Origin of the sequence: Bacillus siamensis, assembly GCF_051628075.1 — a bacterium.
Taxonomy (GTDB): domain Bacteria; phylum Bacillota; class Bacilli; order Bacillales; family Bacillaceae; genus Bacillus; species Bacillus siamensis.
Genome location: NZ_CP155579.1, coordinates 2,271,671 through 2,297,366, shown reverse-complemented (window position 1 = coordinate 2,297,366; position 25,696 = coordinate 2,271,671). Strand labels below are relative to the sequence as shown.

The 25,696-nt window shown below is 49.4% G+C and carries 8 protein-coding genes; 7 read left to right on the top strand and 1 reads right to left on the bottom strand.

Annotated elements, in window-relative coordinates; all coding sequences use genetic code 11:
* Positions 1 to 3: 3 nt before the first annotated feature.
* The 6 genes from ABDB98_RS11205 (at position 4) to ABDB98_RS11180 (ending at position 23,458) form a co-directional block, all read left to right on the top strand.
* On the top strand, positions 4 to 7,722 hold the full coding sequence (locus ABDB98_RS11205; protein WP_438420177.1) for an SDR family NAD(P)-dependent oxidoreductase: 7,719 nt from the start codon (positions 4 to 6) through the stop codon (positions 7,720 to 7,722).
* Between the two features lie 22 nt (positions 7,723 to 7,744).
* Positions 7,745 to 13,900, top strand: coding sequence for an SDR family NAD(P)-dependent oxidoreductase (locus ABDB98_RS11200; protein WP_438420176.1), 6,156 nt, complete (start codon positions 7,745 to 7,747; stop codon positions 13,898 to 13,900).
* Positions 13,897 to 20,112: a beta-ketoacyl synthase N-terminal-like domain-containing protein gene (locus ABDB98_RS11195; protein WP_438420175.1), complete on the top strand. Its 6,216-nt coding sequence runs from the start codon at positions 13,897 to 13,899 to the stop codon at positions 20,110 to 20,112. Before ABDB98_RS11200 ends, ABDB98_RS11195 begins: the two co-directional genes overlap by 4 nt.
* 81 nt (positions 20,113 to 20,193) lie before the next feature.
* Entirely contained in the window at positions 20,194 to 21,348 is a 1,155-nt protein-coding gene (locus ABDB98_RS11190; RefSeq protein WP_438420174.1) for a cytochrome P450, read from the top strand.
* Between the two features lie 56 nt (positions 21,349 to 21,404).
* The gene (locus ABDB98_RS11185; protein ID WP_438420173.1) at positions 21,405 to 22,652 is read left to right on the top strand and encodes a hydroxymethylglutaryl-CoA synthase family protein; all 1,248 of its coding nucleotides are present in this window, start codon (positions 21,405 to 21,407) and stop codon (positions 22,650 to 22,652) included.
* A gap of 59 nt (positions 22,653 to 22,711) precedes the next feature.
* A complete protein-coding gene (locus tag ABDB98_RS11180) occupies positions 22,712 to 23,458 on the top strand; it encodes a polyketide synthase (RefSeq protein ID WP_016939192.1) in 747 nt (248 codons plus the stop codon).
* A 34-nt stretch (positions 23,459 to 23,492) separates the two neighbouring features.
* On the opposite strand, the gene proC is transcribed toward ABDB98_RS11180, so the two are convergent.
* Positions 23,493 to 24,335, bottom strand: a complete 843-nt coding sequence (gene proC, locus ABDB98_RS11175) for a pyrroline-5-carboxylate reductase (RefSeq protein WP_049628734.1) — start codon at positions 24,333 to 24,335, stop codon at positions 23,493 to 23,495.
* 396 nt (positions 24,336 to 24,731) lie between these two features.
* Here proC and ABDB98_RS11170 point away from each other — a divergent pair, with 396 nt between their 5' ends.
* Positions 24,732 to 25,691 (top strand): MBL fold metallo-hydrolase, encoded by a 960-nt coding sequence (locus ABDB98_RS11170; protein WP_438420172.1) that lies wholly within the window; start codon positions 24,732 to 24,734, stop codon positions 25,689 to 25,691.
* The last annotated feature ends 5 nt before the right edge of the window (positions 25,692 to 25,696 follow it).

Genomic DNA, 25,696 nt, shown 5'->3' with positions numbered 1-25,696 from the left:
AGATTGGCAGTTGCTACCGATCAGGTCAAAACGTTCCTGCAGAAAATCAGCCATACGAATTATATCGTCCGGGATCATCGCGTTCATCAAATCCGCGTCCTCCCGGGCGTGACTTTAATAGATATGCTGTATCGGCTCGCCGCCGGGTATCTCGGTGAACGGCCTATAGAATTAAGACAGATTATTTTTAAGCAGCCTGTTGTAACATCTGAAGAGTTTGATAAACACCTGTATGTCACCTTTACGCCGGCGCGTGACAGCTGGAAAGTTGAGATCACAAGCGAAAAAGCAAAAAACGGCACACCGCTTGGCGGAAAACGGGATGAGAATATGGAATGTCAGCTTTATTTGCAAAAAAACACGCCCCGGGCAAAAGAGCTGAATATTGAAGCATTCATAAAAAACGCAAGCCGAAAATGGGATATGCATGACATTTACGGAATTGCAAGAAGAAGCCATATTGAGCATGGCGAGTTTATGAAAAATGAAGGGGCCGTTTATCAGCTTCAGGATAAAGAAGAATTAATGGAGCTCAGTCTGAGTGATTTGGCTGAAGGATTCCGGGAGAAATTTAAGGCGCATCCGGCTTTTTTAGATGCGTCCACCCTTGCCGGCTCTTCCTTTGCATTGTCAGCCCAAAAGCAGAATGACACACCTTATATTCCTTTTATGATCAATCGTTTTTGCATATATCAGCCGTTTCCGAAAACGATTTACACTTATTCTGCGAAAAACAGCCGCACTGAAAGCGGCGCATCAGATAGGGAACCTGATTTTTATTCGGCCGACTTCACGATTTACGACAGGGCAGGGAACGTATTGGCTGAATGTGAGAAACTGACAGTAAAAAGGGTCAGACAAGCGAATATGATTACCCATCTGATAGACAAAGAGAAGCCGCCTCAGCAGAACAGAAGCGGCCGTGGCGAGCCCGAAAGTCCTGTTGTCGCAGAAGACGTGTCTGAACAGCAAACGCCGGAACAAAACATGGTGACTTACATAAAGTCGGAAATCGCCAGGTTGATCAATCGTCCGGCACAGGATATTGATGTGCGGAAAGGCTTTTATGATATGGGGCTTGACTCGGCGCATTTGCTGAAGCTTGTAAAGATATTAGAGCAGACTTTTCAGCAGCAGTTTTATCCGACACTGCTTTTTGAATATTCGTCTGTCCGCCGCCTTGCGGATTACCTTATCAATGAAGCGGGCTGTGTGCTGAAAGATTCAGCTGAAGAACGGCATACATCAGACGCTGACATTGCTGATGAGGTTCTGTTTTTTGAACCCGCCTGGAAAGATCAGCCGCTGGAAACGGCGGTGCGGAACGGGCAAAAACACACCCGTCATCTCATTATCGCTGCCGATGCAGGACCCCGTCTCACCGATGAACTCGGCACATATTGCCCGGAAGCGGAAGTGATAGAACTAAAAAGGGAGCATGAGGTTGCAGATGAGCAGTTTGAAGCAGATGCCGAGCGCATATTTCGTATGCTCAAACGGGAACTGACAGACCATCCGAAAGAACATACATTGATTCAGCTTGTATGCGCCGCTGAGAATGGAGCGGCATTGTCTTCCGCTCTCGGGGCTATGCTGAAAACGGCACATCTTGAAAATCCGGCTTTTCGCACTCAGGTGATCACCTTCTGTAACAAGAATGAGAGATTGCCAAGTGAGACGGCCGCAATCATTAGAACAGAAGCAGACTGCTCTTATGCGGGCTGCACAGACATTCGGTATAAAGACAATATGCGGCAGATCAGATTGTTCGAACGTATTGAGAAACCGGGCGGCCAGACACAGTCTCCTTGGAAACAAAACGGCGTATATGTCATTACAGGAGGCCTCGGCGGTCTTGGATTTCTGCTTGCCCGTCACCTTGCAGAAAAAGAAAAGGTGAAGCTGGCACTCATCGGCCGTTCGCCGGAACAGTCTGAGAAGATCAGCAGACTGAAAGCATTAGGCGCAGAAGTTCTTTACGTTCAAGCGGACATCGGCAGCAAAGCCGAAACAGAGCGGGCATTTGCTCTGATTACAGAAACTTTCGGCCGGCTGACGGGCATTTTTCATTGCGCCGGTGTTTTAAAAGATCAATTTATCATCCAAAAAGACAGTTCTGACTTTAAGCGGGTGTTCCTGCCGAAAATCAGCGGCCTGATTCATGCGGACGAAGCTTCACGGCATGAACCGCTTGAGTTTTTCGCCGTATTTTCCTCATTCTCGGCGTTGGCCGGAAATGCGGGCCAGACAGATTACGCCGCAGCGAACGCTTTTATGGATGAATATATGAAATATCGCGATTGCAAAGCGGAAAAAGGCGAACGGGCCGGGGCTTCTATGACGATCAACTGGCCGCTTTGGGAAGATGGCGGCATGCAGGTTGACAGCTTGATGAAAGAGATCATAAATGATGCAACTGGCACCAGCCCGATTCCGGCCGGGGAAGGGATGGCTTCACTTGAATATATGCTGCGTCTCGGCAAGCTGCAATCCGTTATTTTATACGGGAAGGAGCCGGCTGTAACTGAAAGCATGGCCCGATTGGTTCCGATGGCAGACAAGAACCGCTCTTCATTATCCCATGCAGCTGTCAAGAGAAGGAGCCGAAAACAAGAGAGACACACAGAAGAGCACGATATTGCGGTCATCGGATTGGCGGGAAGATACCCGCAGGCGGGAAGCATCGATGAATTTTACCAAAATCTGCGCTCAGGTAAAGACAGCATCACAACAATGCCGAAAGACAGATGGAAAGGTTATCCTTTCACATATGAAGCAGATCAGTTCTATCGTTACGGAGGATTTTTAGATCGCATAGACTGCTTTGATCCGCTGTTTTTCAATCTGACTCCGCGCCAGGCTGAAATGATGGACCCGCAGGCACGGCTTTTTTTAGAGACGGCTTGGGAAGCTTGTGAAGATGCCGGTTTTTATCAGGACAGAACGGTGCGCGGGCTATCTTCACAAAAGAGAAAACGCGTCGGGGTATTCGCAGGTGTGTTTTGGAGCCATTATGAGCTGTTCGGCGCTGAGATCACACAGCGGGGCACACAGCTGTCTATGGGCGTGACGCCTGCCTCTGTTCCGAATATCGTGTCTCACTGCCTGAACTTTACAGGACCGTCAATGGCTGTTGATACGATGTGCTCTTCTTCGCTCACATCCATACATTTGGCATGTGAAAGCATTAAAAGGGGAGAGTGCGAATTCGCCATTGCCGGCGGTGTTAATGCGGTCACACATCCGCATAAATATGCGTTTTTGGCGAATGCCGGATTTCTGTCTTCAGAAGGCGTCTGCAAAAGCTTCGCCGCCGGCGGTGACGGCTATGTGCCGGGAGAAGGCGTCGGCGCGGTGTTGCTGACAACCGTTCAAGAAGCGGAAAGAATGGGCTGTCCGATATATGGCGTCATAAAAGGCTCCGCTTTAAACCATGTCGGAAAAACATCCGGTTTAACAGTGCCTGATCCGGCATCACAGGCGGAAGTCATTACAGATTCTTTTCAGAGTGCCGGCGTTGATCCGGAGACACTGAGCTATATTGAAGCCCACGGAACAGGCACGTCTCTGGGTGATCCGATTGAAATTGAAGGGCTGAGCCGCGCATTCCGCAAATGGACAAACAAGAAGCGGTTTTGCGCCATCGGCTCTGCCAAATCAAATATCGGCCATTTAGAAGGAGCCGCCGGAATCGCCGGATTAACAAAGGTGCTTTTGCAGCTGAAGCATGGAGAAATCTTTCCGTCATTGCACGCGGGCACGCTGAATCCCCATATTCCATTTTCGGACACGCCGTTTTATGTGGCGGACCGGCTGGTAAAATGGGAACGGCCGTTACATCCTGACCAGCCGAGAAGAGCGGGTTTAAGTTCTTTTGGCGCCAGCGGGAGCAATGCCCATTTTGTCATAGAAGAATATCTGCCGCCGCAGGCTGAAAAGAAATCGGTGAGTATACGGGAAGACGAGCCGGTTCTGTTTCTGCTTTCGGCAAAAAATGAAGAACGCCTATTGGAATATATAAAACGGTATGACCGCTTTTTACGGGAAAAAGAAGTCGACCTTAAAGACCTGGCCTACACGCTTCAAGCTGGCAGAGAAGCGATGCCTGAACGGCTGGCATTTATCGTTACATCCGTTTGCGGCCTGCAAGCGAAACTGAAGGATGTGCTTGAACGGAAAACAGAAATTGAAGGGTGTTTCCGCGGACGTGCTCAAGATGATATGTCATCAAGTGGAATGGCCGAGCTTTTGAAAAACAAGCAATATTCCGGATTGCTCACTGAGTGGACAAAAGGAGCCGCCGTTGACTGGAGCCAGTTATACGAAGGAGAGAAGCCGAAACGGGTCAGCCTTCCTGTATATCCGTTCGCGAAGGAGCGGTATTGGGTGCCTGTGCCTGCGGATATCCGGAAACAGACAGACGAATCGGTAGAAAACCAAAAGATCATTCTGCAAAAAGACTGGAAGCAGCAAGATCCGGCGGAATCTGAAGCATTATCAGGAACAGTAATGATACTTGCAACTGATAAGACGAGACGATTGGCCGATGCTCTTTTTAAAGGAAACGGCCATATTGAAACGATCCGCTTCATCCATCAGGCAAAAGACGGCGCCGATTATTACGCTGCCGCATCGGGGCGAAACCTTTACGGCAGAGTGCGGGAGTCTCTTAAAAACAAACAGATACTCGGGGTCATCGACATAACCGCATATGATGCGGAATATGAACGGCAGGAAGAGATAGAACACGGAAAGCTTGCCTTTTTACAGCAGGCTCTTGAATCATTCCGTCATAGAGGCGCTGTGTTCAGTCAAGTGACACACCGCCTCCAGCCTTTCAAGGAAAGTAAACCTCTGATGCAAGGGGCGAAAACGGCGGGGCTGTACCGGATGCTGGGCGCTGAGTATACCAACATCCATTCTTTTACGATAGATAGCGATTGTGAGATTGAGCATACAGAAGAATTAAGCAGACAGATTGAGACTGAATTTTTACAGCCGCGGGCCAAAAGCGGCAGTGAATGCTGCTACAGGCTGAATCGCCGTTATGTGCCGTTTCTGAAGCAGGGTATGAATGTTTCGGCGGCGCCTGAGCTTTCCTATTCGTCTGATGATGTGCTGTTAATAACGGGCGGATCGCGCGGGATCGGCGCAATTGCGGCGGAGCATGCCGTTTCACGCGGATGCAGGAAACTGGTCATCATGGGGCGGGAGCTGCTTCCCGATTCCTCAGAGTGGGCAGACATGAAAAAGGACGGCATTCTCCCGGAAAAAGCCGAGCGGATGCAGAGGTTAGCCGAGCGGGGCGCGGAGATCCGTTATTACAGCGTTTCTCTTACGGATCAAAAGGGCCTCCGGAAAATGACGGACAGCATCCGCGGCACGATGGGACCGATTACCGGCGTTTTTCATTGCGCGGGTGCAATGGGAGAACACCCCGCTTTTTATAACAAAACCGAAACGGAAATCGAAAGCGTTTGCGTGCCGAAAGTAACAGGGCTTCGCGGTCTCTATGAAGCCGTTCAGAATGAGCCGCTGTCGTTTTTTATTTTGTTCTCATCCGTTTCGGGGCAGATCCCTTCGCTTGCTGCGGGGCAAAGTGACTACGCGATGGCTAATTCATTTATGGACTCATTTGCAAATCATCAAGCAGGTAAAGGGAACGTGTTTGTTAAAGCCGTTCAATGGCCCGTCTGGAAAGAAACCGGCATGGCTGAAGGCCTGCCGGAAACACCTGCTTATCAAAAATCAGGACTTTCCAGACTGTCTGCCGAGGACGGACTGAAGTTTTTAGATTACATCATATTAAACGGACAAAGCTGCGGAATTCCTTGTGTTCCCGAAGACAGTGAGGCTGATTTTGGTGATCTTTTGAAGGTGAAGAAATCTGAAGCTCCCGTGAAAAAAAGCATTTCCAGTGACCAAAAGGTGAAGGATACGATTCGCCAATGGGTGCGCACCGTTTTCAGCGAAGAACTGAAAATGACGGATGAGCAGATAAAAGATGATATGCCGTTTGATGAATACGGGATTGACTCAATACTCTTTGCGGAATTGGTTCAATCATTGCAAAAACGCATCAGCATAAAGTTAACACCGTCCTTAATGCTTCAATATCAAACGATTACAGAAATGGTTGACTATTTCGCAGTGCATCATGAAGCCGATTTTGTGACAAAAGAAAATGGTTTCGTTCAAGACAGGGACCTCCAGCCTGATTTAACCGCCTCCGCTGAAGAGAGAACATCCATGAAGCCGAAAGCGGATACCGAAGACGATATTGCCGTCGTCGGCATGTCCTGCCGTTTTCCGGGGGCGGGCGGAACGGATGCTTTTTGGGAGCTGCTGATGAAAGGGAACACCGCCATCCGGCCTGTCCCCGCATCGCGCTGGCATGCAACAGCACATACAAAGGATTATGCGGGGTGGATAGATGATATCGACATGTTTGATGCAGGCTTTTTCGGCATCTCTGAAAAAGACGCGGCAATTATGGACCCGCAGGCGCGGATCATATTAGAAGAAGCGGTTCATTCCGTTTATGATGCCGGGTACGGCCAAAACGATTTGTCGGGCCGGAAAGTCGGCGTGTACATCGGCGGCAGGGCGCAGCCTTCAGCCGGTATGGAACATATCCTGCAGGCGCCTAACCCGATTTTGGGAGCGGGGCAAAACTATTTGGCGGCCAATATTTCACGATTTTTTAATGTCACAGGGCCGAGCCTTGTCGTGGATACAGCATGTTCCTCAGGTCTGATCGGGCTGTCCTTTGCAAAAGATGCCCTTTTGGCCGGAAGGATTGACGCGGCCTTAGTCGGTTCAGTGAGTCTGCTCTTATCTCCGTCCGCGCACCGGTTATTCGGAGCGCGCCATATTTTAAATGAGAACGGCGTGTTTCATATATTCGACCGTGAATCAGCGGGAGAAGTGCTCGGAGAAGGAGCAGGGGCGGTGTTTATCAAGCGATTGAGCGATGCGGTGCGGGACGGAGACCGCATTTACGGCGTCATAAAAGCCGTCTCGGTAAACAATGACGGCCGGACGCTCGGTCCCGGTTCACCGAATATAAGAGCGCAGAGAGACGTCATTCAAACTGCGCTTAATATGGCGGAAAAGTCGCCCGAAGACATTGGATATATAGAAGTGAACGGAGGCGGTTCCCCAATCGTTGATTCAGTGGAAATCAAGGCGCTCTCAGATGTCTATCAGCTGAACCGGAAAACGCTTCTGCCCTGCCGGATCGGATCGGTGAAACCGAATGTAGGGCATTTGCTTCTGTCTTCAGGTCTTGCGGGCTTCATCCGATGTGTGCTGAGCGTCTACCATAAGCGGATTCCGCCTTTCTTATCAGCGCGTGAGCCATTTGAACATTATGACTTTGAAGCGTCGCGTATTCATTTTAATCGTGAACCCGTTGATTGGCATTCAGAGAAGAAACCCCGCGTCGCAGCTCAGAGTTCATTTCCTGACGGCGGGACAAATGCTCATATCCTCGTTGAAGAATACAGAGGTGAAAGGCAGCGGGAACATCACCGAACGCCCCAGCCGCCGGAATTCAGAAAAAAACACTACCCGCTTTTGGGCGGCTGGAACAGCACGGAGAATGAAGCGGAAAAAACAAGTAATGAAAAAACGGACATTGCGGATCTTTTAAAGAGATATGAGAAAAAAGCAGAGACAAGCACTGCACCTGCAGACTCGTTTTGGCAGGTGACAACGTGACGTTTTTAAAAGGGGACTAACCATGAAAAAAACAGTGAATCTGCGCCTGACGGCAGAACATCCCATTATGAAAAACCATCTTGTTCACGGTGAATCTGTCATGCCCGGTCTGGCCTACATTGATATGCTGTATCAGCTGGCAAAGCAATGCCTTGATCTTTCATTCCGTTCCATCTGTCTGAAAAGAGTGACCATTTATCATCCTTTATCAGTGAAACGGTCAGAGCGGCTTGATGTGAGTGTCATATTCAGTAAAGAAAAGGAGTTCTGGACAGCCTCGATTTGCGGTGCGGATTCCGGGACGGTTTTCTTATCAGCGGAGGTGCATGAAGGAGTCTTCTCATCAGATAGGCGCCTTGACGCAGGGGAGAAAAAACAACAAGCCGCACTTCCGTCAGTCTCTTTGCATACAGTTTACGAAGCCGCGAGAAGCCGCGGACTGTCGCATGACGGGCTGATGAAACCGGAGGGAGAGATCTATGCAAATGAAGAGGAATGTTTCCTTGATATTCGGCAGTCTGATTCATGCCAGGAAAATCTCCCCGGCGCTCTCTTTCACCCCGCGCTGATGGACGGTGCCGCTATGGCCTCCGGCGTATTGCAGACAGCTGCAGGCGCCGGTTTGTTTTTACCGATTTATTATGAGTCGTTTATTGCTGCTGAGATCGTTACGGAGCGCTGTTATGCGGTGATTTCGAAAAAATCCGGCACACCTTCAGAAATGGTGAAAATGGATATTGACTTTTACAACCCCAGCGGTGTGCATATTGCTTCACTGCTCGGCCTGACAGCCAAAAAGGTGCGGACAGACCGGCAGCTGATACCAGGCGTTCAGCAGATGGAGGAAACCTTATACCGCATTTTCTCGACATACGCAGGCCGTCCTGTCACAAGAAATGATGCGCACACCGTGTTTTTTGAATTAGGGCTTGAATCGTCACAGCTTCTGGCCATTATTAAAGACATCGAAGGGGCGTTTGAACTGCGGCTGAATCCGACTCTGTTATTTGAGTGCAGCAGCATATCCGAACTGCTTGAAGACATAAAAACAAAAGGAACAGATGAATCTTCCGGCCTTGTCGCGGATGCAGCACCGGTTTCTGAAACGCAATCGGGCAGTCAGACATTTACTTTCTATGAACATGAAGCATTCCTTCAGGATCATCTGGTTTTCGGCAAACCGGCACTGATGGGTGTAGTGTATCCGTGTCTGGTGCTTGAAGCATCCGGAGCGTCTCATTCCGGCACGTATCCCGCCGAGCTGAAAGATATCCGTTTTACGGGAGGGCCCGTCACCCTGGAGCCGGGAGAGGCCGCACAGATTGACATTTCAATTACGGCAGAAAAGAGTGCCGAACGCTTTACCGCAAGCTGCACTGTCTCCGGTAAAGAAAGCCGGAAGACATGTGCCGAAGGAGAAATAAGCAGATATACAGAGGCACCCATAAAAAAATCATATGACGTTGAACAAATGAAGTCGCATGCACAAAAGGTGGCGCCGGATGTCATTTCCCGTCTGTACGATTCGGTTGCCGACTTCATGATAGGCCCGATGCTGAAAACGGTAACGGCGGGATACAAAATGAGTGAGAGCTCTTTTTTATTGCAGCTGGACTTATCAGGAAAAAAAGAAAAAGGCGATCTGCATCACTTTGCATTTGACCCGCTTATATTGAATTCTTGTTATATGTCGCTCGGTGAAGAAGAGTTGCAGCTGAAAAAGCGGATTCACGTCCCGCTCATGATTGAGAGGCTGACGCTTTACGGACCAGTCATGTCTGATACCGTCTATGTGGTGAATACAATCAAACATAAAAAAGACGGGTTTCTCTCATTTGATGCCGCAGTCCTCAGTCATACCGGGGAACAGCTGGCGGAATTGAAAAATGCGTCTGTGAAAGAAGTGCTTCAGCCAAATCGGCTTGAAAATGCGTCTTTTGCCCCGTCCGGGAATCAAAGCCGTCAGAAAACGAAAGGAAACCCGCTGGATATTGCCGTTGTCGGAATTTCCGGCAAGTATCCGCAGGCAGATAATATCGATGCGTTTTGGGATAATCTCAAACAAGGAAAGGATTGTATTACCGAAATTCCGAAAGACCGCTGGAAATGGGAACATTACTTTTCCGAGGACCGGACGGCGCCGGGAGCGATCTACAGCAAATGGGGCGGATTCATTGACGGGATCGCCGATTTTGATCCTGAGTTCTTTAAGATTTCCCCCCGTGAAGCAGAACACCTTGATCCTCAGGAACGGCTGTTTTTAATGCATGCGTGGATGGCCATGGAGGATGCGGGATATACGAGGACATCACCTGAACTGGGCCGTCAGGTAGGTGTGTATGCCGGTGTCATGTATCAGGAATACCCGCTATTCGCGGCTGAAGTGGGAGTGAAAGGACGGCATATCGGGCTCCCAGGCGGGATTTCATCCATTGCTAACCGTGTCTCCTATTTTTGTGATTTTCAAGGGCCGAGCATTTCGGTCGATACGATGTGTTCAGGTTCGCTGACTTCTTTGTACATGGCGTGCCGGGATCTGCGGGATCATCGGATTCGCGCGGCGCTTGCCGGCGGAGTGAATCTCACCGTTCATCCTAACAAGTACTTCATGCTGAGCCAAGGGCAGTTCATCTCATCTAAAGGACATTGCGGGAGTTTCGGCGCCGGGGGTGACGGCTATATTCCGGCAGAAGGGGTCGGAGTGCTGCTTCTTAAACGTTTAGAAGACGCCGTACAAGACGGAGATCGGATTTACGGCGTCATTAAAGGAGCTGCCATCAATCATGGCGGGAGAGCGAGCGGTTACACCGTACCGAACCCCAAGGCGCAAAGCGAAGTCATATCTCTTGCTTTACAGGAGGCGGCGGTATCTCCGGGCCAGATCAGCTATGTGGAAGCGCACGGGACAGGGACGAAATTAGGCGATCCGATTGAAATCCGGGCTTTAACCGATGCATTCGGTGATGTTCCTGAAACATGTCTCATCGGGTCTGTCAAATCAAATATCGGACATGGGGAATCGGCAGCAGGCATCGCTGCTGTCACAAAAGTGCTGCTGCAGATGAAGCACAAACAAATCGCCCCATCTTTGCATGCAGATATTTTAAATCCGAATATCCAATTTGATGAAGGACCGTTTTCCGTCTGCCGTGAATTAACAGATTGGAAACGGATTTCAGCAGACGGAGAAGAACAGCCGCTCAGGGCGGGGATCAGCAGCTTTGGTGCGGGCGGTTCTAACGCGCATATCATTATTGAAGAATATGAGGCTCCTGTAAAACAAGCAATCAGCAGCCAAGAGCCGGCTGTCATTCTGCTGTCTGCAAAAAATGGGGAGCGTCTGACAGAATATGCGGAGCGCCTTCTTGCTTTTCTTCAAAAGAAGCATACGGATAAGCCGGACTTATTTGATGTCGCATATACTTTACAAGCGGGGCGGGAAGCGATGGATGAGCGGCTGGCTCTCATTGCGGACTCCCTTAAGGAGCTGGAGGACAAGCTCAGATCGTACTTGGAAAATGAAAACGCACCGCATCTTTACAGGGGGCGGGCGAAGCGAAATCATGAGACAGTGGCTGTGTTTGAATCTGATGAAGATTTGCAGGAAGCCATGGTCAAATGGCTGAAAAAGAGAAAGTACGGTCATTTGCTGAACATGTGGGTGCAGGGAGTCGATGTGGACTGGAACTTGTTATATTCGGGACAAAAACCCCGGAGAATCAGTCTTCCCGCCTATCCGTTTGCAAAGGTCAGGTGCTGGATTCAAGATGAAGCCGAGGCGGTTCCAAAAAGGGATGACGGCAAAACGGTGATCCATCCGCTGCTTCATGAAAACACATCCGATCTTTGGGAGCTGAAATTCACCTCTGTTTTTACCGGACGGGAATTCTTTTTCACTGATCACACAGTCAATGGGCAGAAGGTGCTCCCGGGAGCCGCCATGATCGAAATGGTCAGGGCGGCCGTTGAGCGTGCCGCATACGCTGTGCCGGACGAACGTAAAGGAATGTATTTGAAAGATCTCATATGGATGAGGCCTGTTGTTCATAAGGGGACAGATGTAGAAGTCCATATCAGCCTTATCCTTAAGGAAAATGAAGACATTGAATTTACGATTTACAGCCTATCGGAAAAACCTGGGGGAGAACGGCTGTTATACAGTAAAGGCACCGCGGTATCAGGAGAGATAGCAGCGGTTCCCTCAGTTCACTTAGAGGGCTGGCTGTCCGGCTGCAGCCAATCGGTTATGACGTCTGATGAGGTTTATCAGGCTTTCCGGCATGCGGGTATGATATACGGGCCGAGCCATCAAGGAATTGACCAGCTGATGATCGGAGAGAGGGGTGCTGCAGCCCGGCTGTCGCTGCCGGAAACGGCAGACAGTACCGCCGATCAGTTTGTCATCCATCCGAGCCTTCTAGATGCCGCGTTTCAGGCGTCACTGGGTGCCGGTTCAGATACTGCCGGAGACACTCCGATGCTGCCGTTTTCCCTGCGGCAGGCAGAAATATTTCAGCCGACTCAGAAAACGGTGTGGGCGCTTGTCCGCAAACAGAGCGATCGGTCAGGTAACGAAGCGCTGACGCTGGATATTGATTTATGTGATGAAAACGGTGCTGTTTGTATGAGATTGACAGGCTTCTCCTGCCGGGCTGTCCGGCAGACAAACCAAACCGAAAGCAAACGGCAGGAAGTTCAGACGGCGATGCTTGCCCCTGTTTGGGACAAAACTTTCTTTACTCTGGAAGAAAATCGAGCGGTTGATCAGGAACAATTGCTGATCATCGGTAAGCCGGGAAATACCATAAAGGCTGCGGCAAAAATGTGGCCCCGCGCCCATCTGGAGGAGACGCCGGATCATTCAAGTGAGCAAACATTACGTGAATTGACAGCCGGGTATCAGGATATCCGCCATTTCTTATGGATTGCGCCCGATCGTTTCGCACCCGCATCCGTCAGTCAGGAAATGCTTGATGAGCAGGAGAATGGGGTGATTCAATGTTTCCGTTTCATCAAAGCGCTGCTGTCACTCGGGTATGGAAACCGAAACATCAGCTTTACGGCGGTCACCCGGCAGACACAGTCCGTGTATCTGGGTGATCTGCCGCAGCCTGAGCATGCAGGCGTACACGGTTTGATCGGTTCATTGGCAAAAGAATATCCGAACTGGGACATCAGGCTGATTGATGCAGAAGAAGGCAGTGATTCGTCTGAGATGAAAAACATCTGGAGCCTTCCTCCAGATCCGGACGGAAATGCTGCCGCGTACCGTAACGGAGCTTGGCACAAGCAAAAAACAGTCCGGGTGCTGACAAGTTCCGCTCCGCGTATGTCGTACAGAGAAGGCGGCGTTTATGCTGTCATCGGCGGAGCGGGCGGCATCGGAGAAGCATGGAGCAAATACATGATCACCCGTTACAAGGCACGGATTATATGGATCGGCAGGCGGCCGAAGGATCAGGAGATTCAGAGCAAAATAGACAGGCTGGCGCTATCAGGCCCCGCGCCGCATTATATACAGGCTGATGCTCAAGATGCCGCCGCGCTTAAAGCGGCCGTCCGTTCCGTAAGAGAGCAGTACGGCAATATAACGGGAGTCATCCATTCCGCAATAACGCTTGCCGACAAAAGTATGGCGAATATGGATGAAGCTTCTTTCAGAAACGCTTTTTCAGCTAAGGTGAATACGAGCGTCCGAATGATCGAAGCTTTTAAGGGAGAACCGCTTGATTTTGTGCTGTTTTTCTCATCCGTTAATTCTTTCACAAAAAATGCCGGGCAAAGCAACTATGCGGCAGGGTGTACATTTCAAGACGCCTTTGCCCGCCATATCGCTTCCTTTGTTGATTGTGAAGTGAAAGTCATGAATTGGGGATATTGGGGCAGTCTGGGCGTTGTCTCAGACCCATCTTACAGAAAACGGATGGAGGCGTCAGGGATCGGTTCTATTGAACCCGATGAAGCAATGGAGGCGCTGGAAGTCTTACTATCAGAACCGTTCAGCCAAGCGGCATTCATCAAAGCTGCTCCGCACGGCTTAGCCGCACTGACGAATCAAGATGCAATAACGGTTGTATCCGGCCCGGAGCCTTCATTTATGGAAAGCGTCAAGCGGCAAAATCCGGATCGGAATGAACGGCTTGAGACTTTAAAACGAGAAATGGAGTTGCGCATATGAACAGCCTTCTTTGCAAACTGCTATTTTACCAATTACAATCACTCGGTTTTTTCAGCGAGCCTGTCACCACAGCTGCAGCATCCATGCGGAACGCCGGCGTGATCGGCACATACGGAAAATGGCTGGAAGAAAGCCTGAATCTATTAAAAGAAAACGGATATATTGCGTATGACGGATACACGATCACTCTTCTCACGGATCAGCGCCCGGACGGCCGCACAGTCTGGAATGAGTGGAATGCCCATAAACGCCTGCTTCCAAATGGGGAGCTTGCGCAAGCTGAATTGGCCGAGGCGACGATAAAATCGATGCCTTCAATTTTAAAAGGGGAACGTCCGGCTACGGATATCGTATTTCCCGATTCATCAATGCGGCTCGTTGAAGGTGTTTATAAGCATAATCCCGTTGCGGATTATTTTAATGAAGTGTTAGCAGATTCCGCGGCCGCTTACCTGAAAGCCTATCTTACAGAACACCCCGATGCCGGCATCAGGCTGATAGAAGTAGGGGCCGGGACGGGCGGAACGAGCGCCATGCTGTTTACAAAACTGCAACCATTTGCAAGACAGATTGCGGAATATTGTTATACGGACGTTTCTAAAGCTTTTTTAATGCATGCCGAACAGGAATACGGACCTGATGTGCCGTATTTGACAACAGCCTTGTTTAATGCGGAGGAGCCTTGCGAATCACAAAATATCAAAACGGGTGTTTACGATATTGTCATCGCCGCCAATGTGCTTCACGCCACAAAAAATATCGGTTTGACACTGCGCCGTCTGAAAGCGCTCCTGAAATACAACGGGATGATTCTGATAAACGAAATCAGCGATCGTTCTGTTTTTACCCATTTAACCTTCGGGCTGCTTGACGGCTGGTGGTCCTATGAGGATGCTGAGCTTCGGATTCCGGGAAGTCCCGGCTTATATCCAAAATCGTGGGAGCGTGTGCTGCATTCGGAAGGATACAGAGCGGTTTGTTTCCCTGCTGAAACGGCTCATGATTTAGGTCAGCAGATTATCGCAGCTGAGAGTGACGGACTCGTCCGGATGCAAGGGATCAGAGACGGCAGAAAGCCATACGCCGCCCCGGCCGAAGTTTTTCGAAAGCCCGCACAGCCTGTTTCCCGCAGCCGCGCGCCAGAGGAGCATCAAGCTGTTAAGGCTGATGGCGAATCGGTCGCTTCCCATGTCCGCTCTGTCATCAAAACAAGTATTGCCGATGTATTAAAAATGAAAGAAGAGGATATTCAGGAAGAACTGAATTTCTCTGAATACGGCATTGATTCCATTTTGGCCGTCAATGTGATTAACGAGATTAATAAGCGATTGAATCTTACACTGCAGACAACGATTTTATTTGATTATTATCATGTGAAACTGCTGACCGGTTATATCTCGGCAGAATATGAAACCACCATAGCCTCATCTCTGGAGACCGAAAGAGCGAAAATCCGCCCGGCGCTTCAGGAAGAACGGCCTGCTGAAAAACCTTTGCAGACGGAAAGAAAGGAAAACGGTTATCAGAAACCGAAACAAGAACGTATGCCGCCTTCTTTCGCAAAGTCCGATGACTCGGGAATGTTCCGGGTTGTGATTGACCGTCCGGGCGGCATTGAAGATCTGACGATTGCCCGCAGTGAAGTGCCCGAGACAAAAGATGACGAAGTTCAAATAGCCGTCCGCGCCTTTTCTTTAAACTTCGGAGACTTGCTTTGTGTCAGAGGGCTGTACCCGACGATGCCGCCTTATCCGTTCACTCCGGGATTTGAAGCAAGCGGCGTCGTGATCAAGACAGGGAGGCATGTAACATCCGTTATTCCAGGTGATGAAGTGATTGTCGGCATGGGAGAGGAATTTGGATCTCAGGCGAATCTCATCACATGTAAAGAACATCAAGTCTATCATAAACCGGCCCGGCTGACCTTTGAAGAAGCATGCGCTCTTCCCACCGTGGCGGTGACAATGATAGACGCCTTCCGGAAAGCCGGACTTAAAAAAGGCGAAAAAATATTAATTCAGACCGCGACGGGAGGAACGGGACTGATCGCGGTGCAAATGGCCCGGCATATCGGCGCGGAAATATATGCCACGGCCGGATCACAGAAAAAAATTGAGTATTTGCATTCGCTCGGGATCCGCAATACCATTTGCTATTTAGAAGAAGACTTTGAAACGGAAATCATGCGAATGACCGGCGGCCGCGGGGTGGACGTAGTCATTAATACCCTGGCCGGTGATGCCATGCAAAAAGGAATGAATTGCCTGGCGCCGGGCGGAAGATATATCGAAATTGCCATGACTGCGCTGAAATCCGCTAAATCAGTCGACTTGTCCGTCCTTCATAACAATCAATCGTTTCACAGCGTGGATTTGCGGAAGCTGTCCCTTCAAAATCCGGATCAGGTCAAGGACTATCAATTGGAACTGCAGCGGCTGGCGGAAGAGGGAGTCATTCAGCCTGTCATCTCAAAAATCTTTTCCTTTGAAGACATAAAAGAAGCGTATCACTGTCTGGATGACCGCGGAAATATCGGGAAAATCGTCATCAGCGTTTCTGAACCGTATCAAAGGACGTACCGCCCCAAACAAAAGGATCCGGCCGATACAGTAAAATCAGCAGCTGTGTTACCTGAAAAAGAACCGATCGCGATTATCGGGATGAGCGGGCGGTTTGCTGAATCGGAGAATGTCCATGAGTTTTGGGAAAACTTAGCCGCCGGACGGGATCTGATTAAAAAAGCAGACAGATGGGATGTCTCTGACAGCCAATGCCAGTATGGCAGTTTTATAGAGGACATTGAATGTTTTGACCCCGTTTTCTTTAATATATCGGGACGTGAAGCGACCTATATGGACCCTCAGCAGAGGCTGTTTTTGGAAGAAACATGGAAAGCGCTTGAAGATGCGGGATATGCGGGAGACTCGGTAAGAGGCAGGGAATGCGGCGTGTATGCAGGCTCCTGCGGCGGAGATTACCAGGCCATTTTTAAACAGCAGGGGCCCGCGCAGGCTTTTTGGGGCAATCATAATTCTGTCACTCCGGCAAGGATCGCCTATCACCTTAATTTACAAGGTCCGGCGATCACTGTTGATACAGCATGTTCCAGTTCGCTGACAGCCATTCATTTGGCATGTCAGGGGCTCTGGACGAAAGAAACGGAAATGGCGGTGGCGGGCGGGGTTTTCATTCAATCCACTCCCGCTTTTTATCAGTCGTCAAATAAGGCGAATATGCTGTCACCGACCGGACGCTGCCATACGTTTGATCAAAGCGCGGACGGCTTCGTGCCGGGTGAAGGCGTGGGAGCCGTGGTGCTGAAACGTCTTAGCGACGCCGTTAGTGACGGAGATCATGTGTACGGCGTCATAAAAGGCTCTGCAATGAATCAGGACGGCACTACAAACGGAATAACCGCTCCAAGCGCGCTTTCTCAAGAACGATTGGAGCGGCATGTCTATGATACTTTTCACATTGATCCGGAAACCATTCAAATGGTGGAAGCTCACGGAACGGGCACTGCACTGGGCGACCCGATCGAATTCGGCGCCTTAACGCGCGCTTTCCGCCGCTATACGGATAAAAAAAGATATTGCGCCATCGGCTCTGTGAAAACCAATCTCGGACATGCCGCTGCGGCCGCGGGGATGGCCGGACTGTTTAAAATCCTGCTGTCGCTGAAGCATCGGCAGATTCCGGCTTCCCTGCATTTTCATCAAGCCAATCAGCATATTCAAATTGCGGACAGTCCGTTTTTTGTTAATGAAAAGCTGATACCGTGGGAACGGAATCCGGATGCACCGCGCAGAGCCGCCATCAGTTCATTCGGATTCAGCGGAACAAATGCCCATCTTGTTATTGAAGAGGCGCCGCAAACCGGGCGCCGGTCACCGGCAAAACCGGCCTGCCTCATTCCTTTATCTGCGCGGACGGAGCGTCAGCTGGAAATTCAGGCAGAACGCCTGCTGGATGTTCTCAGTAAGAACAAAGATAGCGATCTGGGAAATATAAGTTATACCCTCCTCCTCGGCAGAAAGCATCTGCATCACCGGTTTGCCTGTATCGTAAGCAGCGCGGACGAACTGAAGCGGGTATTATCGGAGTGGCTTGTAAAAAGAGAGCTTCCGAGTGTGTTTGTGTCCAATTTGAAGGATCAGAAGCCGGCAGAAGAAGCCGGAATGAAAACATTCGGAATGGAGTGCATTGAACAGTGCCGCTCGGCGGCTTCGCCCGCACAGTACAGAGAAAGCCTGGCACATATCGCTGACCTTTTTTGCAGAGGATATGACCTTCCTTTTACACGGCTTTTTGATGGAGGGCAATATTATAAAACGCCGCTGCCTGCCTACCCGTTTTTAAAAGAAAGGTATTGGGCGGCTGATATAAACAGTTCTTTATCAGGTCAAGCCATGAAAAAGTCTGAAACGCAAACCGTTCTCCCGTCTTCGCCACAGCCTGAACATGAAGGACTGATTTCTCTGAGTCCTTTAACTGAGATCGAAATGACAGCGTTTGAACCGGAGACATTGCAAAAACCGATCGTGTTACAGCCTTTGGATTGTACTGGTTCTGTCCAGCAGCCAGAAAAAGCCGTTTCCGAAGACAATAGAACATTGCTGGAAGAATTGAGGATAAGCCTGGCAGATATTTTATTTTTGTCACCGGAAGATATTGATGCTGAAGAGCCTTTCATCGATATGGGGCTTGACTCCATTATCGGGGTTGAATGGATACAAACAGTAAATAAAACGTACCACACTGAGATTACAGCCAATAAGGTGTATGAACACCCGACGCTTGAGGAGCTTGCGGAATATATAGCGGGGCAAATAAAGAAACCCGAGTATGCTGAAGCGGAGGAAACAGCGGTACGTCCGCAAATCCCGGAAGCAGAAACCCTCCTTGCCGGCATCTCTGACGGCACTTTGCGCAAAGAGCTCAAAGAAAGCCTTGCGGACATCCTGTTTCTGAAGCCGGAAGATATTGATGAGCATGAGGCATTCATTGATATGGGGCTGGATTCTATTATCGGTGTGGAATGGGTTCAGTCCATTAATAAAACCTATCAAGCGTCTATTACGGCAAATCTGGTCTATGAATATCCGACAATCGCAAAATTAGCCGGGTATCTGACCGGTTCTGTCCAAAAAGACACTGAGGAAGTACATGGGGAACATATGAAACAAAACGATATATCAGAAGAGACAGATGATCAAGAGCCGCCCGAGCTGATCTGTCTTAACCCGGAAGGAAAGGGAAGACCGATTTTCTGGTTTCATTCCGCGCTGGGGGCAGTGGAGCTGTACCAGCCTGTTGCCGAACGGACCGGGCGTCCTTTTTACGGAATTCAGGCAAGAGGATGGATGACAGACCGGGAACCGATCCGCGGCATTAAACACATGGCGGAATATTACGTTAAGCTCATACGTACCGTGCAGCCCCGGGGTCCTTACGATGTAGGCGGCTATTCATTAGGGGGCATGCTCGCTTATGAAGTCACCCGGCAATTGCAGCTGGCTGGAGAAACCGTTGAATCAATCGTCATGCTCGACTCCTTTGACGCGGCGGGTGCGCGGGAAATAAACATTCCTGATGAATTATTTGATAAAAATATGATGCTGCAGACGGTGAACATGGCTTTATTTGCACCAATTTATCAACATCCGGAACGCATTTCTGAAACCTTGATTCACCGTGATGAACTAGATGCCGATCTTCATGAAGACATATTTTTAGAGCAATTAATAGCAAAAGCCAAACAGCGGGGGTTAACGAAGACGGACGCGTTGGTGAAAAATCTGATCAGGCAGAATATAAACGTTCAGGACGCTTACGAAATCACTGATTACGAACTCCTGCCGCTTCCGGATCCGAACGGGGTGACATGCTATTATTTCCGAAATAAAAACGGTATTTTCTTGGGTGAGCTTGATCCGTATTTTACGATCAGGGCCGATATTTTATCTGCTGATTTCGTCAACTACTGGAGCCAGTGGGAAGAGCATATGACAAATATCGCCATCATGGATGTGGCAGTATCCAACCATATGACGTTATTGGCTGAAGACAGCGCAGCCGAAACGATTTCTGAATTTTGCGGCGTTTTATATTCGGCAGACGGAATGACAGAACACAGCTTCCTGCAGCTGCAGGAAAAGATAATGAACGTGCATGGTGAGATGCAAAAGCAGCCCGCCAAAACAAGACCGTAAATTCACATATCCGCCCGCCGGGTTTACCCGTAAGCTTTGGCGGGTCTTTTCAAATCTTGGACACATCTTGGAGGAATGAAAATGACCAGTTTAACAAAAATCAGACAGCAGCAGCCGTACAAGTGGTACCAAACGATGAGAGAAACCTCTCCCGTTCATTACAATGAAAAGGAAGATTGCTGGGAAATCTTCACCTATGATGAAGTGAAGCGGGTGATTTCTGACTACAGTCATTTTTCTTCCGATCATAAATACTTAAGTGCGGACAAGCAGGAAAAAATGATCCGGCATATTAACAAAGACAGCCTTTTGAAAATGGACCCGCCTGAACACACCGTCTTCAGAAAATTGGTCAATCAGCCGTTCATGCCGAAATCGGTTGAGACTCTTACACCGCGTATAGCCGCTATCGCTGATGACCTGCTTCAGGCCGTCCGTTCAAAAGGCAGGATGGACATTATTGAAGATTACGCATTTCCGCTTCCGATTATCGTGATCGCAGAGCTTTTAGGATTTCCTCCGAAAGACAGGGATATCTTTAAAAGCTGGGTCGACCAAAGCCAGAATGTAAAAGATGAAAAGAAAATGAATGAAGTGCAAAAGCAGATGATCGGATACTTCATGCAGTTTATTTTACAGCGGAGAAAACAGCCGGAAAATGATTTAATCAGCCATTTAATTTCAGCTGATTTAGACGGAGAGCCGCTGTCAGACAAGCAATTAATCGGTTTTTGCGGCTTGTTGATCGTCGCGGGGCACGTAACGACGGAAAATGTGATCGGAAATTCATTTCTCAGTCTCAAGGAGTTTCCGCATATTCTGCCCCGGCTGCTTGAAAATAAGGCGTTCCTCCCTGACTTTATTGAGGAAGTCATCCGTCTCAGACCTTCCATTCAGCGGGTAACCCGCTATACTGCGATTGAGAGCGAGATTGGCGGAAAAACGATTCCGGCCGGAGAAAAAGTGTATGCGTGGATTGGATCGGCGAACAGAGATGAAAAGAAGTTTGAAAATGCCGATCAAATTGATTTGGGACGAAAGCCGAATCAGCATTTGTCATTCGGTCAGGGCAGCCATTATTGTTTAGGAGCGCCGCTGGCCCGGCTTGAAGCGAACATTGCGCTTTCTCACTTTTTTGAACAGATGCCCGCATGGCGTTTTACTGAGGATCAAGAGCCGAATCTGGTTCCGAGCCCTGTATTTCACGGCGTTGACAGGCTGCTTGTTGAGTTTTGAGCGAAAAAATAAAAGAGGCTTCACGTGAAGCCTCTTTACTCTGGGGGCTTGGAGAAATGAATGTAGGAATCGAAGCAATGAACGTGTTTGGCGGAACCGCGTATGTAGACGTCATGGAGCTTGCGGAACATCGGAATCTGGATAAAAAAAGGTTTGAGAACCTGCTGATGAAAGAAAAAGTGGTGGCGCTTCCGTTTGAAGATCCGATTACGTTCGCCGTAAATGCCGCAAAACCGATTATCGATTCTCTGTCAGAAAAGGAACGGAATCAGATTGAAATGGTCATTACCTGTACGGAATCCGGGATTGATTTTGGCAAATCCATCAGTACATACGTCCATGATTATTTGCAGCTGAAGCGGAATTGCCGGTTATTTGAGGTGAAACAGGCTTGCTATTCTTTAACGGCCGGATTTCAAATGGGCGTGAATTTCATCTTATCGCAAACATCACCGGGAGCGAAAGCGCTCATCATCGGAACGGATATTTCCCGTTTTTTAGTGGCTGAAGGCGGTGACGCGTTGACGGAGGAATGGTCCTATGCCGAACCGAGTGCGGGGGCGGGAGCTGTGGCGCTTTTAGTCAGCAGCACCCCTCATGTCTTTTTGCTTGATCAAGGCGCAAGCGGGTATTACGGGTATGAAGTCATGGATACCTGCCGCCCGATTCCGGATAGTGAAGCGGGGGATGCTGATCTGTCGCTCATGTCTTATTTGGACTGCTGTGAAAAATCATTTCAGGAATACCGAAAGCGTGTGAGCGGTGCGGATTATAAGAGTACATTTCAATACCTTTCTTTTCATACTCCGTTTGGCGGAATGGTAAAAGGAGCGCATCGGACGATGATGAGAAAATTGGCAAAGACTAAGCCGCAAGACATTGAAGCGGATTTTCAGCAACGCGTGCTGCCTGGGATTCAATACTGTCAGCGCGTCGGCAACATCATGGGGGCCACCGTATTTTTATCTCTTGCCAGCACGATTGATAACGGCTCTTTTGAAACGCCGAAACGCGTCGGCTGTTTTTCATACGGTTCGGGCTGCTGCTCTGAATTTTACAGCGGTGTCGTTATGCCGCAAAGCCGGACGCGGCAGAATCAATTTCAGATCAGCCGGCATTTGGATGAACGCGTCCGTTTATCGATGGCTGATTATGATCGGCTGCTCCAAGACAGCGGCATCGTAAAATTCGGCACAAGAAATGCCGCGCCCGCAGCAGACATCCCGAATGCGCATCAAGGAAAAACGCGATTGGTGCTGACTGAAATAAAAGAGTTTCACAGAAAGTATGAATGGGCGACCTAATATCAGAAACACTCAGAGCCGGAAAGGCTTGAATATTTTTTAAGAAGCGGAGAATAAACATGAATCCAATGATTGATGTACAGGAAACAGAACCGGGCATTGTGCAGGTCACAATGCAGGATACGGCCGGGAAAAACGGGCTGTCAGAAGAATTTGTAAGAGAGCTGCACCGGGTATTCCAAGACATCAATGCCCATCCGTCCTATAAAACGGTCCTTCTGACGGGTTATGGAAATTATTTCTGCACGGGAGGAACGCAGGAGGGGCTTTTGACCATTCAGAGCGGAAAGCTCCAATTTACAGATTTAAAGCTTCACAGTCTTTTATTGGATTGCAGGATTCCCGTGATTTCCGTCATGCAGGGGCATGCGATCGGAGCCGGCTTTACGATCGGTCTGAGCTCGGATTTCGTGATTTTAAGCAGAGAGAGTTTTTATTCTTGTAATTATATGAAGTACGGATTTACACCGGGAATGGGCGCGACGTATATTGTGCCTGAAAAACTGGGAATTGTCCTCGGGGAAGAAATGCTGTTTACGGCCGCGAATTTCAGCGGCGCCGCTCTGGAAAAAAGGGGAGTTCCGTTTGAAGTGCTGCCGAAAAAAGACGTCCTTCAAAGAGGCCGCGAATTGGCCCGGCTGCTGGCGGATAAACCGAGAGCCTCACTGGTTGCGCTGAAAACCAATGTGACCGCACGGATCAAAAGAGAGCTGACAAAAGCGGTTGAGGAAGAGGTGAACATGCACGAAGCCACATTCCATCTTCCAGAAGTAAAAGAGAGAATCAGCCGCTTATACGGCAGTTAAACAGAATGAAAAAAGCATGGGGAGCCCCCATGCTTTATGATTGGTCCGTCTTTTGCAGCACGGAGCCTGCGAATTGTTCTTTAATTTCGGCGCTTCGGGCTGCGGTTTCTGTAATGCAGTGAATGATGGCTTCTTCAAAGCGGCGCTCGTTTAATGCGCGAAGGCCTGCTTCAGTTGTGCCGCCAGGGCTTGTGATTTCCTTGCGCAGGCGCTCAGGGCGTTTGCTGCTTTTTCTGAGCATTTCCGTCGCCCCGGCCATGGTTTGTAAAATCAGCTCTTTTGCCTTTTCTTCCGGCAGACCGACTTGAAGGGCGGCTTTTTCCATCGCTTCGACATACCGGTACACATAGGCGGGGCCGCTCCCGGCGATGGCTGTGACGGCATCAAGGTGTTTTTCTTCAAAGAGCGTCGCTTCTCCGATTGTTTCCAGCAGCTCTTTTGCCGTCCGGATTTCTGCCTCACTCGCCTCAGAGCTTGCGGAAAAACCGGTCGCCGATTGCTGAATGGCCGCGGATGTATTCGGCATCGCGCGGATGATGGTGAGCTTTCTGCCGAAATATTGCTGAATGGTGTGAATCGTCAGCCCTGCGATGACAGAAATCACAAGCTGATCTTTCACGTATTCGCGAATGTTTTCAATGCTTTCTGCCGCATCTTTCGGTTTAAAGGCGAGAACGATAATGTCGGTCTTGCTGAAAAACTCTTCTTTATCCCGGCACGGTTTCACTCCGTACGTTTTATGGAGCTCTTCAAGCCGGCTGTCATTTGACCGGTTTGTCATGTATATATGCCCGGGGGCTGTCAGTCCGCTTTGCAGCAGTCCGTTCACCATTGCTTCCGCCATTGATCCGGCTCCGATAAACCCGATTTTCTTCATATAAATCCTCCTTCTTTCCAAAACACAAAAAAACCTTCCCGTCAAAAAGGACGAAAAGGTTTCGCGGTACCACCTTACATTAGCACGAATCAGCCGTGCTCAGCTCAAATCCCGTAACGAGGGGATACGTTTAGGTTTTCCTAACCGCTCTGAGGGCAGGTTCTGTAAACAAGAGGGCCGCAATGTCTTTCAGCCGGGGACATTGCTCTCTGCTGCCGTTGTTTATATACTAGTTCCTCGTCATCGCGTTCCGTGTTTTCTAGTTTGTTGTTCATTATGCTATGCGGCAGAGCGGGATGTCAATCTTTTTTTCTGATATACGGCAATAATGACACAGGGAAGAGAAAAGGCTAAAATATGAGTATTCAGGAATGAAAAGAACGAAGGAGCGTAAATATGGCAGCGAGAAAGATCATTCCGATACGTGTACCGACTCCCTTTGCAGTCGGCGACGTTATCGTTTATTTAGTAAAAGATGAAGCCTTAACCCTCATTGATTGCGGCCCGAATACAAAGGAAGCGGCTGAATCGCTCTTCATGCAGCTTAAAGAACACGGCGTTTCTGCGGCGGATATAGATCAGGTGGTGCTCACTCATCATCACGCAGATCATTCAGGTTTGCTGCACCTTTTTTCCGATGATACGGAAGTAATCGGGCATCCGCTGAATGACAGGTATATTACTCAGAACCAGTCGTATATCGCCCGGCAGGAGGATTTTTTTCTGTCGCTTATGACAGAGATGGGCATTCCTCTGACATATGAAGACATACATAAAACAGTTAAGCTGTCATACTTATTTTCTGCAAACCGTCCGTTAACGAAAACAGTGGGCGAAGGCGGAAAAATTGACGGGCTGGACGGCTGGACGGTGCTCGAAATCCCGGGGCATGCCGCGTCTCACATTGCGCTTTATCATGAAAAAAACGGTGAAATGTTCAGCGGCGATCTGCTTTTGTCCAACAGCTCCACAAATCCGATTTTGGAGGCTCCGGAAAAGGGGAGCGTGCGCACGTCTCCGATGCTGGACTATTTGAAATCAATGAAGCGGCTGTATGATATCAACCCGACCCTTTTATATCCGGGACACGGCGAGCTGCTGAAAGACGTTAGGTCTGCTGCTGACAGGCGGCTCGAAAAACAGCGAAACCGGGCGGAATATGTGCTGCACCTGCTGTCAGAGGAAACGCTGACGGCTTTCCAAGTATGCCGGCGGCTGTTTCCGGCTGTGTACGAAAATGAATTGTTTTTAACGATGTCAGAAACGATCGGCCATCTTGACGTGCTGGCTGCAAAAGGGAAGGCCGAATCCTTTCAGTCGGGAAATACTCTGATGTTTAAAGCTGTGAAGGGGTGAAGGTA

Bases quoted from the DNA above. Each gene is read 5' to 3' on its own strand.
- ABDB98_RS11200 (WP_438420176.1), top strand. From the start codon at position 7,745: ATGAAAAAAACAGTGAATCTGCGCCTGACGGCAGAACATCCCATTATG.
- ABDB98_RS11195 (WP_438420175.1), top strand. From the start codon at position 13,897: ATGAACAGCCTTCTTTGCAAACTGCTATTTTACCAATTACAATCACTC.
- ABDB98_RS11190 (WP_438420174.1), top strand. From the start codon at position 20,194: ATGACCAGTTTAACAAAAATCAGACAGCAGCAGCCGTACAAGTGGTAC.
- ABDB98_RS11185 (WP_438420173.1), top strand. From the start codon at position 21,405: ATGAATGTAGGAATCGAAGCAATGAACGTGTTTGGCGGAACCGCGTAT.
- ABDB98_RS11180 (WP_016939192.1), top strand. From the start codon at position 22,712: ATGAATCCAATGATTGATGTACAGGAAACAGAACCGGGCATTGTGCAG.
- proC (WP_049628734.1), bottom strand. From the start codon at position 24,335: ATGAAGAAAATCGGGTTTATCGGAGCCGGATCAATGGCGGAAGCAATG.
- ABDB98_RS11170 (WP_438420172.1), top strand. From the start codon at position 24,732: ATGGCAGCGAGAAAGATCATTCCGATACGTGTACCGACTCCCTTTGCA.